14 protein-coding genes are annotated in these 15,757 nt (G+C 69.1%); 5 read left to right on the top strand and 9 right to left on the bottom strand.

What is annotated here, in order from left to right:
- The first annotated feature begins 3 nt into the window (after positions 1-3).
- Both LZ199_RS33075 and cml read left to right on the top strand, forming a co-directional pair.
- Positions 4-876, top strand: a complete 873-nt coding sequence (locus tag LZ199_RS33075; RefSeq protein ID WP_253997741.1) for a PEGA domain-containing protein — start codon at positions 4-6, stop codon at positions 874-876.
- A 1,360-nt stretch (positions 877-2,236) separates the two neighbouring features.
- On the top strand, positions 2,237-3,472 hold the full coding sequence (cml, locus tag LZ199_RS33070) for a CmlA/FloR family chloramphenicol efflux MFS transporter (RefSeq protein ID WP_323390038.1): 1,236 nt from the start codon (positions 2,237-2,239) through the stop codon (positions 3,470-3,472).
- Positions 3,473-3,538: 66 nt separating this feature from the next.
- Here the strand turns inward: cml and LZ199_RS33065 are convergent, their stop codons facing one another.
- The gene (locus tag LZ199_RS33065) at positions 3,539-4,327 is read right to left on the bottom strand and encodes a helix-turn-helix domain-containing protein (protein WP_253997740.1); all 789 of its coding nucleotides are present in this window, start codon (positions 4,325-4,327) and stop codon (positions 3,539-3,541) included.
- Positions 4,328-4,405: 78 nt separating this feature from the next.
- Between LZ199_RS33065 and LZ199_RS33060 the strand changes: the two genes are divergently transcribed.
- Positions 4,406-4,897: a DUF1772 domain-containing protein gene (locus LZ199_RS33060; RefSeq protein WP_253997739.1), complete on the top strand. Its 492-nt coding sequence runs from the start codon at positions 4,406-4,408 to the stop codon at positions 4,895-4,897.
- Between the two features lie 28 nt (positions 4,898-4,925).
- Here the strand turns inward: LZ199_RS33060 and LZ199_RS33055 are convergent, their stop codons facing one another.
- Both LZ199_RS33055 and LZ199_RS33050 read right to left on the bottom strand, forming a co-directional pair.
- Entirely contained in the window at positions 4,926-7,631 is a 2,706-nt protein-coding gene (locus LZ199_RS33055; RefSeq protein ID WP_253997738.1) for an ABC transporter permease, read from the bottom strand.
- 18 nt (positions 7,632-7,649) lie between these two features.
- Entirely contained in the window at positions 7,650-7,991 is a 342-nt protein-coding gene (locus LZ199_RS33050; protein ID WP_253997737.1) for a PadR family transcriptional regulator, read from the bottom strand.
- Positions 7,992-8,166: 175 nt separating this feature from the next.
- Here LZ199_RS33050 and LZ199_RS33045 point away from each other — a divergent pair, with 175 nt between their 5' ends.
- Positions 8,167-8,583, top strand: a complete 417-nt coding sequence (locus LZ199_RS33045) for a VOC family protein (RefSeq protein ID WP_253997736.1) — start codon at positions 8,167-8,169, stop codon at positions 8,581-8,583.
- A 48-nt stretch (positions 8,584-8,631) separates the two neighbouring features.
- Here the strand turns inward: LZ199_RS33045 and LZ199_RS33040 are convergent, their stop codons facing one another.
- The 6 genes from LZ199_RS33040 to LZ199_RS33015 form a co-directional block, all read right to left on the bottom strand.
- Positions 8,632-10,251, bottom strand: a complete 1,620-nt coding sequence (locus LZ199_RS33040; protein WP_253997735.1) for a hybrid sensor histidine kinase/response regulator — start codon at positions 10,249-10,251, stop codon at positions 8,632-8,634.
- Positions 10,248-11,717 (bottom strand): ATPase domain-containing protein, encoded by a 1,470-nt coding sequence (locus LZ199_RS33035; RefSeq protein ID WP_253997734.1) that lies wholly within the window; start codon positions 11,715-11,717, stop codon positions 10,248-10,250. Before LZ199_RS33035 ends, LZ199_RS33040 begins: the two co-directional genes overlap by 4 nt.
- Entirely contained in the window at positions 11,714-12,100 is a 387-nt protein-coding gene (locus tag LZ199_RS33030; RefSeq protein ID WP_253997733.1) for a hypothetical protein, read from the bottom strand. The genes LZ199_RS33035 and LZ199_RS33030 overlap by 4 nt, the downstream gene beginning before the upstream one ends.
- 104 nt (positions 12,101-12,204) lie before the next feature.
- On the bottom strand, positions 12,205-12,426 hold the full coding sequence (locus LZ199_RS33025) for a helix-turn-helix domain-containing protein (RefSeq protein WP_253997732.1): 222 nt from the start codon (positions 12,424-12,426) through the stop codon (positions 12,205-12,207).
- A gap of 119 nt (positions 12,427-12,545) precedes the next feature.
- A complete protein-coding gene (locus LZ199_RS33020) occupies positions 12,546-13,679 on the bottom strand; it encodes an FAD-dependent monooxygenase (protein ID WP_253997731.1) in 1,134 nt (377 codons plus the stop codon).
- The gene (locus LZ199_RS33015; RefSeq protein ID WP_253997860.1) at positions 13,676-14,287 is read right to left on the bottom strand and encodes a TetR/AcrR family transcriptional regulator; all 612 of its coding nucleotides are present in this window, start codon (positions 14,285-14,287) and stop codon (positions 13,676-13,678) included. Before LZ199_RS33015 ends, LZ199_RS33020 begins: the two co-directional genes overlap by 4 nt.
- Before the next feature lie 262 nt (positions 14,288-14,549).
- On the opposite strand from LZ199_RS33015, the gene LZ199_RS33010 reads away from it, so the two are divergent.
- The gene (locus LZ199_RS33010; RefSeq protein ID WP_253997730.1) at positions 14,550-15,611 is read left to right on the top strand and encodes a hypothetical protein; all 1,062 of its coding nucleotides are present in this window, start codon (positions 14,550-14,552) and stop codon (positions 15,609-15,611) included.
- Positions 15,612-15,757 lie beyond the last annotated feature (146 nt).

Raw genomic sequence — 15,757 nt, 5'->3', positions numbered from 1 at the left:
ATGATGATTTCCCCCTCCAAAGCCACGTCTCGCGTCCTTCTCGCGCTGTTGTTGACCCTGACGGGCACGCCAGCGGTCGCGGCCAATGCCGCTGCTCGGACCGAGGCACGCCGTGCCTTCGAGCGAGGAACCCGCCTCTATGACCAGGCTCGCTACGCCGAGGCCGCGACGGCCTTCGAGGAGGCGTATGGGCGGGTGCCCAACGGCGTGGTGCTCTACAACCTCGGCCAGTGCTACGAGAAGCTCGGTGCGCTGGACAAGGCGCTGAGCTCCTATCGCGAGTACCTGCGACTGGTGCCCAAGGCGCAGGACCGGGAGGGGGTCCAGAACCTCATCGCCAACCTGGAGACACGGCTGGAGGCCACGCGTCGGCCGCTTGTGACGGTGGCCAGCGAGCCCTCGGGGGCCCAGGTGCTGCTGGATGGTCAGGCCCGTGGGCAGACACCCTGGAGCGGGCCGGTGGGCGTGGGCAGACATGAGCTGGAGCTGACCCTGCCGGACCACCTGTCCCTGAAGCGAGGGCTGGAGGTGCGCGCGGGCGAACCCATCCAGTTGCAGCTGGCGCTCACGCCGACACCGGCAGTGGCCACCGGACCGGTGTCTGTCGTCACGGAGGAAGCACCTTCGCGGGGGCGAATCTGGACCTGGGTGGCCGCTGGAGCGACCGGGGCGGCGACAGCGGGAGCGGTGCTGCTCGGGAGCATGGCGCGCGCCGATGCGCGGGAGCTGACCCGCCGTCCGCATGAGGGGGCCGAGGTCCAGCGGCTGCACGACTCGGCGCAAGGCAAGTCACGGACGGCGAACGTCCTGTATGGCGTGGCGGGCGTGGCGGCGGCCGCGGGCGTCACCCTCTTCTTCGTCGAGGGGAGCTTCTGACATGCGCGCGGTCTGGATGGTGCTGGGTGTGTTGTGGTTGGGCTGCTCCGTTCAGCTCTCGCCGGTGCCGTGTCTGGACGACCTCCAGTGCCTCCCTTCACAGCACTGTGGGCAGGAGGCGGTGTGTGTCGATGGGGTGCGGACGACGCAGATGCTGCACGAGTCCTGTGACATGGCGATTCGGACTGTCGCGTCCCGCGCGAGCGAGTGCCTGGGCGGAACCGTGGAGGACTTCGTGCGACTGCTGGACCCGGACGTCGTATGTCGCTCGGTCGAAGCGAGCGTGGCGGCGGGGCGACAGGTGTTCCGGCCCGAGGAGTTTGGCGCATGCGTGCAACACCTCCGGACAAAGGCCTGTGGAGAGTTCAGCCTCGAGGAGACGAATGTCGAGGGAGAGCGACATCTCGAGGCGCTTGCACAAGGAACACTGCTGGAGGACTGCCCTGCCTTCACGCCCCTGGTGGCCACGGGAGGCTCGTGTGCGAACACCGCCGACTGCCAGGGCGGGTGGTGCGACACCAAACCCACCGAAGGGTGTCCCGGCGTGTGCCGCGCATACATCCCCGCCAGCGCGGCGTGTACCGCACAGGAACGGTGTGAAAAGGGCGCATCCTGCTCAGGCGGACAGTGTCTCCTCGACGTGGGGTCGGGCGGACGCTGTGCCTTGGGAGTGAAGTGTTCGTCGGACTCGGATACGCAGTGCGACAATGAACGCTGCGTCGTGCGCAGGACGGAGGGCCCTTGTACGGACGACGAGCAGTGCTCGCTCCGGTACCGATGTGCGAGGAAACAGCCCTCCTTGGGAAAGGATTCTCCCAAGGAGTGCCGTGCCGTGAAGGCACTGGGAGAGGCGTGTGAGCCGGGCGCCTTGGATTGCGCGCCGCTCTCCTATTGCGACTTGGGGTCCCAGACCTGTGTCTCGGCGCCGAAGGCTGGCTCCTCTTGTGGCTACCTCGGTGGATTGAACGGGGAGTACGTCGACTGCCTGCAGGCCCGCTGCAAGTTGAGCCTCCTCCCCTCCGTGTGTCTGGCTCACGGCCCCGAGGAAGATTTCTGTGCGGAGAGCAGGGACTGCGCGCCTTCCAGTGCCTGCCGGAACGAGGAATGCGTTCCCCTGTGGTGCGGCTGAGCACCCGACCGGCGGGTTGAGCAGCACCGTCACGGTTGCTATACCCGCACCCGGCCTTCGTGCGCAGACACGACGCCCGTAGGAGCCAGCCGGATGGGAACAGCCGAATCCGCAGATGAGTGAGCCGCGGCGACACGTCAACCGTTGCCGCGGCCCTCTGCACCAGCTCATCCCAGTTCTCCTGGAGAGGCAGAGCGCCGCCAGATGTTCCTCATTTGTGCGGATGCAATCGTGCCTGACTACAAAACCCTGTCGTGGAAGCACTCCGTGCCAGCAGCGCTGTGGCTGATGGCCCCCTTCGACCTCCTGGCCTCGCTGGCCATGGACATCTACCTGCCCGTGGTTCCGGCGATGACCGGAATCCTCAACACCTCCCCCTCCATCATCCAGCTCACGCTGAGCCTCTACATGGCCGTGCTCGGGCTCGGGCAGATGGTGTTTGGCCCCGTGTCGGACCGCATCGGCCGGCGTCGAGTCCTCCTGGGAGGCGCGCTGTCGTTCGCGACCGCCTCGTTCCTGCTCGCGGGCACCTCCGATGCCGCGATGTTCGTCGGCCTCCGGCTCCTGCAGGCCATGGGAGCGTCCGCGGCCCTCGTCGCCACGTTCGCGACCGTCCGTGATGTCTATGCGGACCGGCCCGAGGGCACGGTCATCTACAGCCTGTTCAGCGCCATGCTGGCCTTCGTTCCCGCGCTCGGTCCCATCGCCGGGGCCCTGCTCGCGAAGCACCTCGGATGGCGCGCCATCTTCGTCACCCTCGGCCTCCTGGCGACGGTGGCCCTGCTGAATGCCTTGCCGAGATGGCACGAGACGCGCCCCTCCGGCGGAACACACCCGCGCGTGGCGTTCCGACCCATCCTGCGCAGCGCCGCGTTCTGGACGTACACCCTGGGATTCAGCGCGGCCATGGGCTCGTTCTTCGTCTTCTTCTCCACGGCGCCCCGGGTCCTCATCGGACAGGCGGGCTTCTCCGAGCTCGGGTTCAGCCTGGCCTTCGCCACCGCCGCGCTCGCGATGATCCTCACGACACGCTTCGCCAGGCGCTTCGTGAGCACGTGGGGACTCGCGGGAAGCCTCACCCGGGGGATGCTCCTGTTGTTGCTCGGCGCGGCGCTGCTGGCCGCCGGGCAGCTCCTCGCGCCTCCGTCACTCTGGACCTTCGTCGCGCCGATGTGGGTCATCGCGGCCGGTATCGTGTTCGCCGCCTCCGTCACCGCCAATGGCGCGCTCCAGGCCTTTGGCGCCATGGCGGGCACGGCCGTCGCCCTCTACTTCTGCGTCCAGAGCCTCATCGTCGGCGTCCTCGGTACGGTGCTGGTCGTCGCGCTCGACGGCGACACCGCGTGGCCCCTGGTGGGGTACGCGTCGCTCATGGCCGGCGTGACGTTGACCTCGCTGTGGCACCTCCAACGCCGTCAGCACGTCCCGGAGGCCTCCGTGTCAGCGACGAGGCCCGACGCCACCTAGGCCCGCCGGACAGCGCCTGCTCATCGAAACAGACCGCGCCGCGAGGACACGCCCTCGCGGCGCGGCTCACCCGCCCCCGCGCCGGAGGACGGCGGGAGTGAGCCCCGTGAGTCGGCGGAAGACCGTGGTGAAGTGGCTCTGCGAGCTGAAGCCGACCTCCAGCGCGATGTCGCCCAGAGAGCGGGACGTGCGGCTCAACAACTCACGCGCCCGCTCCACCCGCCGCTGCTGCACGTAGGCATGCGGCGTCATCCCCATGGACTGACGGAAGGCGCGGGTGAAGTAGAAGACGCTCAACCCCGAGCGCTGGGCCATTTCCTCCACGCGCAGCTTCCGCGCGAGGTGCGCCTCGATGAAGAGCTGCACGCGGTGGAGCGCGGCGGCGGAGAGACCACCCCGCCGTCGCGCCGCCCTCGAGCCTCCCGGGGCCTGGAGCAGCTTCGCCACCCGAGTGGCATGACGGTCCTGGACCGCCCTGGCCGCGGTCAGGAAGCCCGCGATGAGCTTCAGGTCCGCATCCGGCAGGGCGGACATCAACTGGAACCCATCCACGCGGAGGGGCCCCCAGAGCGTCTCAATCCACTCGCGCGCATGCTCGGTGAGCGCGAGCCGCCTGCCACCTCCAGCGGCCTCCCGCCGGACATAGCCGGCGAGCTCCAGCCGGGCCACGTCGGTGCCTCGCGCGACGGCGCTCAAGGGCGTGGGACCTCCGAAGTGCAGCTGCGCCAGGCACGCCAGCTCCGCGCGACCGAGCGCGAGCACCTCCCCGACGGCCGCGTCGAACTCCGCGGAGGCATCCTGGAAGCGGACGATGTCGGCGCCAATCTGCGCGAGGAGGGCGTGTCGGGGGTCCATGGGGAACACCGCAGGATTCAGAAAAACAGCACAAGGGTACGAAAGACGCTCGCGCGCCACGGGGCGCATCCTGCCCGCATGATGAACCTGAAGCCGTCGGCGGCGGAACTCTTCCTGTGGCTCTTCGTGCTCAACCTGGGCGTCTCGTTCGGCGCGGGGCTCTACGAGCACCGCATCGTGCTTCCCAGGTGGCTGGACACCACGAACGCGCACTGGCTCGCGGAGGCGGCGCGACAAGACGACGTGGGGCGGCGCTTCTGGGCCTTCGTCAGCACCGGGCCGCTGACGCTGCTCACCCTGGCGAGCCTCTACTTCGCCACGCGCGCCACGGGGCCGCTGCGCTTCTGGTGGCTTGGGGCCGCGCTGGTGGCGCTCGTGGACAGGCTCTTCACCTTCTCGTACTTCATCCCCACCATGATGCGGCTGATGCAGGCGCCCGACAGCCCGGCGTCCGTGGAGAGCGCGCTGCTCTGGGCGCGGCTGAACCACCTGCGCCACCTCCTCGTCGCGGGTGCCTGGTTCTCGTCCCTCCAGGCCCTGTCCTGGCTTCGGGTGAAACCAGGCCAATGACCGCCATCGGCATGGCGGCAACCCCGGGCTACTCCGAGCGCAGCACCTCGGCCGGGTCCACGCGAGAGGCGCGGCGCGCGGGCCCGTAGCTGGCCAGCACGGCCAGGGTGACGAGCAGCCCGCACACACCCGCGAGGACGAGCGGGTCCGCCGCGCTCACCTCGAAGAGCAGCGCGCCGAGCACCTGCCCCATCGCCAGCGCGCCCAAGAGCCCAAGGACGATTCCCAGCCCCGTGAAGCGCAGTGACTGGAGCACCACCATGCCGGCCACCTGCGCCGCGCGGGCGCCCAGGGCCAGGCGGATGCCCAGCTCCCCGCGCCGCTGTCCCACGATGAAGGCGATGACGCCGTAGAGCCCCACCGCGCTCAACAGCAGCGCCATGCCCCCGGAGATGCCCAGCAGGAACAGCGTGAAGGACGCCCGCGCCACCGACGGCGACTTCGCCACCACGCGCTCCATCGTCTCCACGTTGGCCATGGGCACCGTGTCGTCCAGCTCCGCCAGGATGCGCCGGATATCGGGCGTGAGCAGCTCCGGGCGCGAGGTCGCCGTGCGCACCACCACGGTGGGAGAGCGACGGGGCCCCCACAGCGGAAGGCCCTCGGCCGGCGCAAGCGGGAAGAACACCGCCTCCGAGGGAGGCTTGTCCAATCCCTGGGCCCTGAGCGGCCCCGTCACGCCGATGACCCTGTAGTACGGCGGCCCGAGGCCATTGCCCCGGATGCCCTTGCCCAGCGCGTCCTGTCCCGGCCAGAGCCGCTCGGCGAGCGCCTTCGTCACCAGCACGCCGTCCGCCTTCTGCTCCAGGTCGTCCCAGGTGAACTCGCGCCCCTGGACCAGCGGGATTCCCAGGGCCTTGAAGTACCCCGGCGCCGCCCCCGGCGACGTGACACAGGGCTGCTTGTTGGGCTCCGTGGACTGGCCCTCGGCGGCCATGGCCGCGCACCCGCCGAAGCGCCGCAGCGGCAGGTGGGTGGAGACGCTGGCGCTCGTCACGCCCGGCAGGGCCTCGATGCGCGCGAGCATCTCCCGGTGGAAGCGGTTCACCTCGTCGTAGTTCGTATAGCGCGTGCGCGGGAGCACGATGTCGAACGTGAGCACGTTCCTCGCGTCGAGCCCCGGGTCCACGCGGTGCAGCGTCCAGTAGCTGCGCAGCATCACCCCCGCGGCGGCCAGCAGCACCACCGCCAGCCCCACCTGCCCCACCACCATGCCTCCGCGCACCAGGTTGCTCCGGCGCGAGGCCGTCAGCCCTCGCCCCGACTCGCGCAGCCTCGCCAGGTCCTTGTTGCCCGTCAGCAGCGGAAAGAGCCCGAAGACCCCTCCGGCCAGCAGCGCCAGCCCGCTGGCGAACAGGACGCCGTGCCAGCCCAGCCCCACCTCCCGCAGGCGCGGCAGCCCCGTCGGCTCCAGCGACACCAGCAGGCGCAGCGCCCCGTGCGCGAGGAGCAGTCCCAGCGCGCCCGCCACCCCGCACAGCAGCAGGCTCTCCGTGAGCGCATGCCAGGCCAGGTCCCCGCGTCCGGCGCCCAGCGCGGAGCGCACCGCCAGCTCGCGCCTGCGCGCCTCCGCGCGCACGAGGAAGAGGTTTGCCACGTTGGCGCAAGCGATGAGCAGCACCAGGGCCACCGAGCCGAGCAGAATCCACAGCACCCGGCCCACGTCGCCCACCACGTGTCGCGCGAGCGGCATCACCCGCGTGGTGAACCCTGTCTCGCGAATGAAGCTCTCCTGGTACGCCCGGGGGAACAGCTCCGGCAGGCGCCCCGTCAGCCCGGTGAGCTCGGCCTGGGCCTGCTCCACGGTGAAGCCCTCCCTCAGCCGGCCGACGGTGCGCACCCAGTGCGAGTTCACCGGCGGACTCGTCGGGTCCATCCGCAGCGGCGCCCAGAGGTCCACGGTGTCATCCGGCAGATGGAGGCCCGGCGCCATGACGCCGATGACCTCCGTGGGCTCGTCGTCCAGGCGAATCGAGGTGCCGACCACGCGCGGGTCCGCTCCGTACCGCCGCACCCAGAAGTCATGGCCCAGCACCACCACGCGCGGGGAGCCGGGCGTGTCGACGTCCGGAGTGATGAGACGACCGAGCGCCGGGCGGGCGCGCAGCACGTCCATCATTCCCGCCGACACCGTGGCGACGTCCACCCGGGTCGCGCCGTCGTCAGCGGCGAGGCTGCCGTTGTACTGGTCGAACGCCCCCAGCGACGCGAAGGCGCGGGCCTCGCGGGCGAAGTGGTGGAAGCCCGCCTCGGACAAGTCCCACTTCGCGTCCGGTCCCAGCTTGGGCACCGGGCTGTCGAGCCAGACGAGCTGCTCCGGCGCCGCGTACGGCAGCGGGCGCAGCACCACCGCGTCCACCACCGAGTACAGCGCCGTCGTCGCGCCCAGCCCCAGCGCCAGCGTGAGCACCGCCATCCAGGCGAAGGACGGGCTGCGCGAGAGCGAGCGCAGCGCCTGCCGCGTCTCACGCCGGGCCATGTCCCACAGCTCCGTGCGGCGCACCTCGCGCGCCAGGCCCCGGTCAATCATGTGAGTCTCCTGGCGATAGGCGTCCACGCTGCCGAAGCGCTTGAGCGCCTCCGCGCGCGCCGCCTCGGGCGTCATGCCGCGCGCGACGTACTCCTCGGTGCGCATGGCGAGGTGGAACTCCAGCTCGTCGGAGACATCGGTCTCCAACTGCCCACGCCGCACCAGGGCGCGCAGCGCGTGGTAGCGGTCTTCAATCCAGCGCATGGCCAGGTGTCCTCACTCTCAAGCGCCCTGCGTCGCCGGCTGGGCGTGGAGCACCTTGGCCACGGCCTGCGTCAGCCGCTCCCAGGAGGAGGACTCCTCCTTCAGCTGCCGCCGTCCCTCCGCCGTCAGCGTGTAGAACTTCGCGCGGCGGTTGTTCTCCGACACCCCCCAATCCGCCTTCACCCACCCCCGCCGCGTCATCCGGTGGAGCGCCGGGTACAGCGAACCCTCCTCCACACACAGCGCGTCATCCGTCGTGCGCTGGAGCCAGCTCGCCACCGCGTAGCCATGCATGGGCCCGCCCGTGAGCGTCTTGAGGATGAGCATGTCCAGCGTGCCCTGCAGCAAGTCGACTTGCATCGAGTCCCCTAGAGTGTCTAGGGGACAGTACCGACGGCTCCCCTAGAACGTCAAGGGGAGTAGAGTCACGGGCCGCTCCGGGGAAAATAAATCCCGTGTCGATCTCCCGGAAACACGTTCGTCGTGAGGTTGAAGGCGGCGTTCACCTCTTCCAACCTTTCGAAGGAGCCACACCATGGGTACCAAGATTTTCGTCAACCTCCCCGTCGAGTCGCTGGAGCGCTCGGTCGGCTTCTTCACGAAGCTGGGCTACACGTTCAACCCCCAGTTCACGGACGCCAACGCGACGTGCATGGTCATCAACGAGCACATCTACGCGATGCTGCTGGTGAAGCCCTTCTTCAAGAGCTTCATCAAGAAGGAGATCTCCGACGCCACGAAGTCGACCGAGGTCATCATCGCGCTGACGGTGGACAGCCGGGCCGCCGTCGACGCGCTGATGGAGAAGGCGCTCGCGGCGGGCGCGAAGGAGTCCAAGGAGAAGATGGACCACGGCTTCATGTACCAGCGCAGCTTCGAGGACCTGGACGGCCACCAGTGGGAGAGCTTCTGGATGGACCCCGCCGCCGCCGCGCCGCAGCAGCAGCAGTAGCCTCCCCTGGAGGCCTCGCCCCGAAGCGGTGGGCTTCGGGGCACAAGCCTATTGAGAGTAGGTCTCGATGGCGCGCAGCAGCGTCTCCGGCTGGACGGGCTTCGGCAGGTAGCCCGACGCGCCACTGCGAGTCAGCTTCACGGCGGTGGCGGCATCCGCGGAGATGACCAGGAGCGGAATCGAGGAGAGCTCGGGGTCGTCACGACAGGCGTTGTAGAACGCCTCGCCATCCATGACGGGCATTCGAATGTCCAGGAGGATGAGACCGGGGCGCAGGCCCTGTTGAAGCAGCTCGAGCGCCACCTGGCCGTTCGGCGCGAGCACCACCTTGTAGCCCCTGCTCTCCAGAATCTCCGAGATGCCGAGCCGGACTTCGTCCTCGTCCTCGACCACCATCACCGTGGTGGAGACAGCGCCCCCACGCTCCGTGGACGTGAGCTCGGCTCCAAGCTCAGCGCCCCGCGCGGAAGCGTCTCCGCTCGCGCGCCGACTCGTCTCCGACCGGGGGAGCACCACCGTGAAGGTCGTCCCCTCGGCCTCGGAGGAGCGGACGGCCACCGTGCCACCGTGGCTGCGAGCAATCTGCTCGACGATGTAGAGCCCGAGGCCCAGGCCTCCGCCCACCATGCGCTGCCTGGCGTGCTGTCCCTGTCGGAAGGGATTGAAGAGCACCGGGACCAGGTCCGTGGGAATCGCGGGCCCCTGGTTGTGCACCGCGAGGACGACCTGGTCGTCGTCCGCCTGGAGGGTGACGCACACGGGCGCTCGCGCGGCTCCGTACTGCAGGGCGTTGGTGATGAGGTTGGTCGCCACCTGCATGAGGCGGCCAGGGTCCCAGTCGCCTGGGACTGCCTCCTGCTCCGTCACCAGCTGAAGCTCCCGCCCGGGGTTGGACAGGCGCATGACGTCAATCGCCTCCTTGAGGAGCGCCAGGAGGTCCATGCGCTGCCGCGTCACCGGCAGGTGGCTGGTCACCCGAGCGTGGGTGACGTCCAGGAGGTCGTTGATGATGAGGTTGGCGCGCTCCGCGCTTCGGAGGGCTCGCTCGATGGCCTTCGCCCGCTGGGGGTCCTCCGTCTTGCGCAACAGATGGGAGGCCACGGTGGTGATGACCGAGAGCGGATTGCGCAAATCATGGCTGACGACGCCCACGAGGATCTGCTGGAAGTCATGGGCCGCGGCGAGCTCGCGGGTCCGCTGCGTGTCCTCGTCGCGCAGCTTTATCATCGTCAAGTAGGCGCCAAGCTGCGCCGCGATGACCGAGAGCAGCCGAAGATGCTGCACGTCGTAGGAGATGTTCGCGGACGGCTCCATGCGCACCAGGCCGATGACCTCGTCCAGCCCCATCAACGGCAAGGTCAGGTGCGGATTCGCATCCGACGAGCGTCCAATCTCGTCGGAGTGCGCGATGAGGCGGAAGAGCCGGGTGAGCGTCGAAAGCAGCGCGTTGCGCTCCGCGGCGGGCAGCTCGGGGACGACGAACAGCGTGTACGGAGTGCCCGCGAACGCCCTCAGGAGCGAGACCCGCCGATAGGGGACCAGCTGCCGCGTCAGCTCCAGCGTGCGCTGGACGCGCTCCTCGGCCCCGTCGGCCGATTCGAGCGTGCGAGCAATCTCGGAGAGCGTCCGCGAGATGCGCCCCAGCTCGACCTCGTAGTCGGCGCTCATGAGCCTTCCCTCGGCTCCCGGGTGGGCAGGCCCGTCAGCACGCCTCGCAGGTCCCTGAAGCGCCCTTCAATCACCTTCAAGCCGTCAGCTCCCACGGTCATCGAGCGAAGCTCGGAGTTGTGCTTGATGCCGCGGGCCTTGAGCACCGAGATGGCCCGCTCGAGCCTGTTGCCAATCTCCACGTAGCGAAGCTGGATGAGGTTGTCGGCGATGAAGGACACGCCGTGACCGGAGATGGAGGCGGTGCCCAGCAGCTGCTCGGATTCGACGGTCATCAGGAGCGTGACGCCAGCCCCGCGCATGTGCTTGGCGATGGCGTAGACCATCTCCTTGTAGCGACGGTCCGAGGGCACCCCCAGGGACATGGTGGTCAGGCTGTCGAACACCGCGCGGGTGGCCCCCAGCTCGCGCACCTCCTTGCGAGCCTCATAGAGGAAGCGGTCCGTCGACAGCTCCACGGGTGACGCATACTTGATGACCAGCTTGCCTTGCGCCTCGAACGAGGCCAGGTCCCATCCCACGCTGCGGGCAATCGTGCGGAGCTGGTCGGGGGACTCCTCCAGGGTGAAGAGGACGCCCTTCTCGCCCTTGCGGGCCCCCTCCAGGAGGAACTGGAGACTGAGCAGCGTCTTTCCGCTCCCCGTTCCGCCCTGCACCACCGTCGCGCTTCCGCTCGGAAGCCCCCCGCCGAGCAGGTCATCCAGGCCCTCGACGCCCATGGTGGCGCGCACTCCCGCGTCCGCGCTGGGCTGCACCTGGGTGTCCTCGGGAGTGCTCACGCGCGGGTAGAAAGAGACGCCCGCCTTGCTGATGTCGAAGAAGTGCCGGCCCGACGTGTAGCCCGCGCCGCGCAGCTTGAGGACCTCCATCTCGCGCACCGAGGTGAGCTCCTGTCGCTCACTGCCCAGCCGGATGATGCCATCGGCCACGGCGAACTCGGCGAAGGCGGGGAACTCGTCCCGGGTGTATTCGCCGACGAGCAGCGTCGTCGCGCCCCAGCTCGCCGTCTGGACCGCGAGGTCATAGATGAAGGGCCGCGCCCCGATGCCCTGGTGCTGGAGCAGCTCGCCAATGGCGCGAAAGCTGTCGATGGCCACGAAGCCCGGCTCATGCTTCTCGACGCGCGCTTCAATCTCCGCGAGCGTCCGCTCCGCCCCCTCGCGCACGCACGCGCCGAGGTCCACGAAGATGACCTGCTTGTCGAGCAGCTCGACATCGAAGAAGTCGAACAGCTGCATGTAGCGGATGACCTTGAGGGCCGGCTCGGAGAGCGTCGTGAAGTAGAGGCACTTCTTTCCCTGCCGGGCCGCGTGGAAGAGCATCTGGAGCGTCAGCACCGTCTTCCCGGCCCCGGGCTCACCGGCGATGACCACCATGGAGCGGGAGGGAATTCCGCCCCCGAGAATCCGGTCCAGCGCCACGTCACCCGTGGTCTCGAACTCGAGAGAGGTCTTCTTGGCAATCATGACTCATCCTCTGGAGGAAACAGGCGGCAGCGCTCGATTTCGGGAATCCCGCGGAGCCTGCGGATGACCACCGGACCCGTCAGCTCCTGCAGGAGCGGCTGCAGCTCACGTGCGACCGCGCGCAGGCCGTCCAGCGTTCCACGGGTGCCGTCCCGCCACTCCGGGGGAAGGACCAGGCAGTACTCGAAGCGCTCCCTGCTGACGGAGACGCCTTGGAGTTCGGGCGCGTTTCGCGCGGCGAGCTTCAGGCTGCGGCGCAGGAGGGTCGCCGTGGCCGGAGTCCCCAGGAGGTCGACCAGCGACGCCCAGATGAGCTCGAACAACACCGCGGCTTCACCGCCGGGCGGCGGGACTGTCTCGGGCCGCTCGTTCTTCAAATTCACGGGCCATCCTTTTCGGGCCCGTACGAGCAGCCCCGTGCCACGATTCGCTGTCTATCTTCGGGAGCTTCGCCTCTGGGCCTCTCGGGGTGACCTGAGCGAGGGCGTCACGTCCTGTTCACTGGCCTCGCGGGCGGAGCATTGCGGCGGCGCTCCTCGGCCAGGCGCTCGACGTCACACCGGCGCACCAGCCGGCGGCCACTCATGGTGCGAAGCGCGGGCAGGCGGCCCTTGTCACAGAGCACGCGCACCGTGTCCGGCGAGAGGCCCAGGACATGCCCGGCCTCCGTCGGCGTCAAGAGCTCTTCGGGGTCGCGATTCGACGACAAGATGCCTCCCGCTCACGGAGCGAAGATCCAGGTTCCTGGATGCCGGGAGGAGTTAGGCACTGAACGCCCATCCTGCAAGGGAGGGCATGTAGCTTCGGAGGCCCGGAGGCCGCCCTGGATCAGCCGACAGGCACGCCGGGCATGTCGCGAACGACCTTCTCCAGCTCCTTGCGGGCCACCGACTCCGGTGTCCACACCAGCGCCGCGTCGCGCAAACTCCGCGCGAGACCGCTCTCCCACTGGGCGACCTTTCCGAGCGTCCACGAGCGGTCGCGGATCCGCTCCGCGCGCGGGCGACGGAGGCCTTCGTAGCGGGCCAGCGCCGCGTCGGAGGGGCCCATCGTCGCGAGGAGCTGCGCGAGCGCGGCGGCGTCCTCGATGGCCAGCCCCGCCCCCTGCCCCAGGTTGGGCGTCACGGCGTGCGCGGCATCACCCAGCAGGACGACTCGAGGCCTCCACCAGCGCGGCGCGGAGCAGTCCTCGATGTCGTTGTGCAGCACGCCGTCCATGCGCTCGAGCGCCGCCAGCGCGGAGCGGGCCGGGTCCGCGAACCCCGCATAGGTGGCCCGGAGGCCGGCGAGGTCCGTCCACGGCGGAGGCGCGCGACGCGGGGCGTTGAGCGTGAGGAAGACGTAGGATTTTCCCTCACCCAGCGGCACCACGCCCACGCGCCTGCCACGGCCCCACATCTCCACCACGGCGTCCTCGAAGTGGCCGTCGACCACGAAGCGCCAGCACGTGTAGCCCGAGTAGCGCGAGGAGACTTCGGCCCCGCAGACCTGGCTCCTCACGGCGGAGCGGATGCCATCCGCGCCGACCACGACATCGTAGCGGCCCGCCGTGCCGTCGGAGAACGCGACGTCCACGCCGTCCGCGCCGCTCTCCATGCGGGAGAGCGTCACACCGAGACGCGGCGCGGGTGACGCGGCACGCAGGATGCGAAGCAGATGGTTGCGGTGAATCGTCGTCGCCGGGAGCGGCAGGTCCGGCATCGCGTACGCCGTCTGCTGGAGGACGCGTCCTGAAGCATCGGTGATTCGGGCCAGGCCCACCGGATGCCCGGCGGCGACGACGGCCTCGTGCAACGCGAGGCCCTTCATCACCGACATCACGTTGGGACCGAGCACGATGCCCGCCCCCTCGTCACCGGAGGTGGACCGCCGCTCGATGAGGTCGGCCTCCACGTCGCGACGCGCCAGGGCCGCGCCCAGCGCGAGCCCGCCGATTCCACCGCCGACAATCAGGACCTTCACGACGACCTCCCGGAACCCAGTCCCACGAGCACCGTGGCCAGCGTGCGGCGCAGGACGTCTCGCGCTTCGTCCACGCTCGAGCTCGTCAGCGGCGAGAGCATGCGGACGACGGCCGCGTAATAGACGGAGAAGGCGAGCCCCGCCGCCAGCTCCCCCTCCACCTCCGCGCGCAGCTCTCCCTTCGCCTTCGCCTCGTCGACAATCCGAGCCAGCGCGCCGACCAGTCGCGCCAGCGCGGGACGGTGCAGCGCCTCGGCGGCGCCCGTGAGCCACGGCAACTCCTTCACGACGGCGCGGGCCAGCTCCGGCTGCGAGGCGTAGTGCGCCAGGAGCGGCGAGAACAGGTGCATGCACCGGTCCACGAACGTCCCCTCCGGCAAGGAGGACACGGCCTCCTCCACGAGCGGCATCGCCTCCGAGCGCCACAGCTCGTGCAGGAGCGCGTCCTTCGTCTCGCCGTACACCAGCACCGTGCCCGTCGCGACGCCCGCCGCCTCCGCGATGGCGCGCACCGTCGTGCCCGCGTAGCCGCGCTCCACGAACAGCCGCTTCGCCGCCGCGCGGATCCGCTCCCACTTCTCGCTCTTCGCTCGCTCGCGCAGGGACATATTGAACACGTTCAAACTTGAACGCGTTCATACCGACGACGCACCCTGACGTCAATTCCACGGGAGAATTCTGGGATTGGCGGACTCGCCAGGGGGGACTTCGACCCCGTTTGCTTCATCAGAAGTCGAATGATTTCAATGGCTTGCTGAGCCCATCGCGCCCCCTTCGCTAAATTCGAGAGCGTGACAGGTGCGACGCAACTCGCGCCGGGTGATCGCGATAATCCAGGCAAGTTCCATCCAATATTTCGTGAGGCCCCCCATGGGTTTCGACATCCGCAAGACGCTCAACACCGCCCGCGCCACCGTTCAGAAGAAGGTCCAGGACGTCCAGAACACCGTCCAGAAGACTGTTTCGGAGAACAAGGAGCTCATCAAGGGCGGCACGGCGGTCGCGACCCAGAGCGCGAAGGCCTTCGGCTTCGGCAAGGACGCCTTCCAGCAGATCAAGAACATCAAGAAGGGCGCCGAGGGCCTGCTGACGGGCAAGAACCTCGACTTCGTCAGCAACCCCACCTACGCCAAGGGCGAGTTCAAGGGCCTGACCAAGATGGGCGCGAACCTGAAGGCGGTCGCGCGCTACGCGGGCATCCCCGGCGCGATTGCGTCGGGCGCCACGGCCGTCAAGGACATCCGCCAGGCCATCCGCACCGGTAGCAAGGACGACATCCTCGCGGCCACGCGCTCCAGCCTGGACGCGGCCAAGGCGGGCATCACCGCGGCGACGGGCGGCATCGTCGGCGGCAAGGTGATGGGCGGCGTGCTCGGCGGCACCGTCTTCAAGGACAAGCTGGAGGCCGGCAAGAAGGCGGTCGACGCGTTCAAGAAGACGCTCCCCAACGCCAGCGACGACGTGCTCAAGGCCGTCAAGAACGTCGCCACCAACGGCGTCTTCGAGGGCGCCACGGCGAAGGCCATCACCAAGGGCGCCAAGGAAGCCGCGCTCGACGTGGCGAAGAAGACCGGCGGCACCATCGCCGAGAACATCCTGGGCACCGGCACGCGCAAGGCCGCCAAGGCCGCGCTGACCAAGGTGGGCACGGAGGTCGGCGAGGCCGCCCTGAAGCAGGGCGCGAAGGCCGCTGGCACCACCGCCGCCAAGGCGCTGGGCCGCTTCGCTCCGGGCGTGAACGTGGCCATCGCGGCCATCGACGTGGCCAACGCGGGCGCGACGCTGATGGACAAGAACGCGAGCACGGGCAAGAAGGTGACGTCCGTCATCACCGCCGTGGGCTCCATCGCCGCGGCCACCAACATCCCGATTGTCAGCCAGGTCGGCGCCGCGGTCTCCACGGTGTCCAGCATCGTGGGCGCCTTCTTCTAGGCAGCGACCCCTCCCATCGGGGTTTGTCAGAGCGGCTCGGCTGGACTAAGCAATAGTCCATGCCGAGCCGTCGCTTTTCCCCCCATTGGCGCGGACGCTGGCACGCCTATCTCCCGGGAGCATTCGTGAGCAGCAAGCAACGGACT

The sequence above is a fragment of the Myxococcus qinghaiensis genome (assembly GCF_024198215.1).
Lineage (GTDB): Bacteria > Myxococcota > Myxococcia > Myxococcales > Myxococcaceae > Myxococcus > Myxococcus qinghaiensis.
This window is presented reverse-complemented; position numbering and strand designations above follow the sequence as displayed.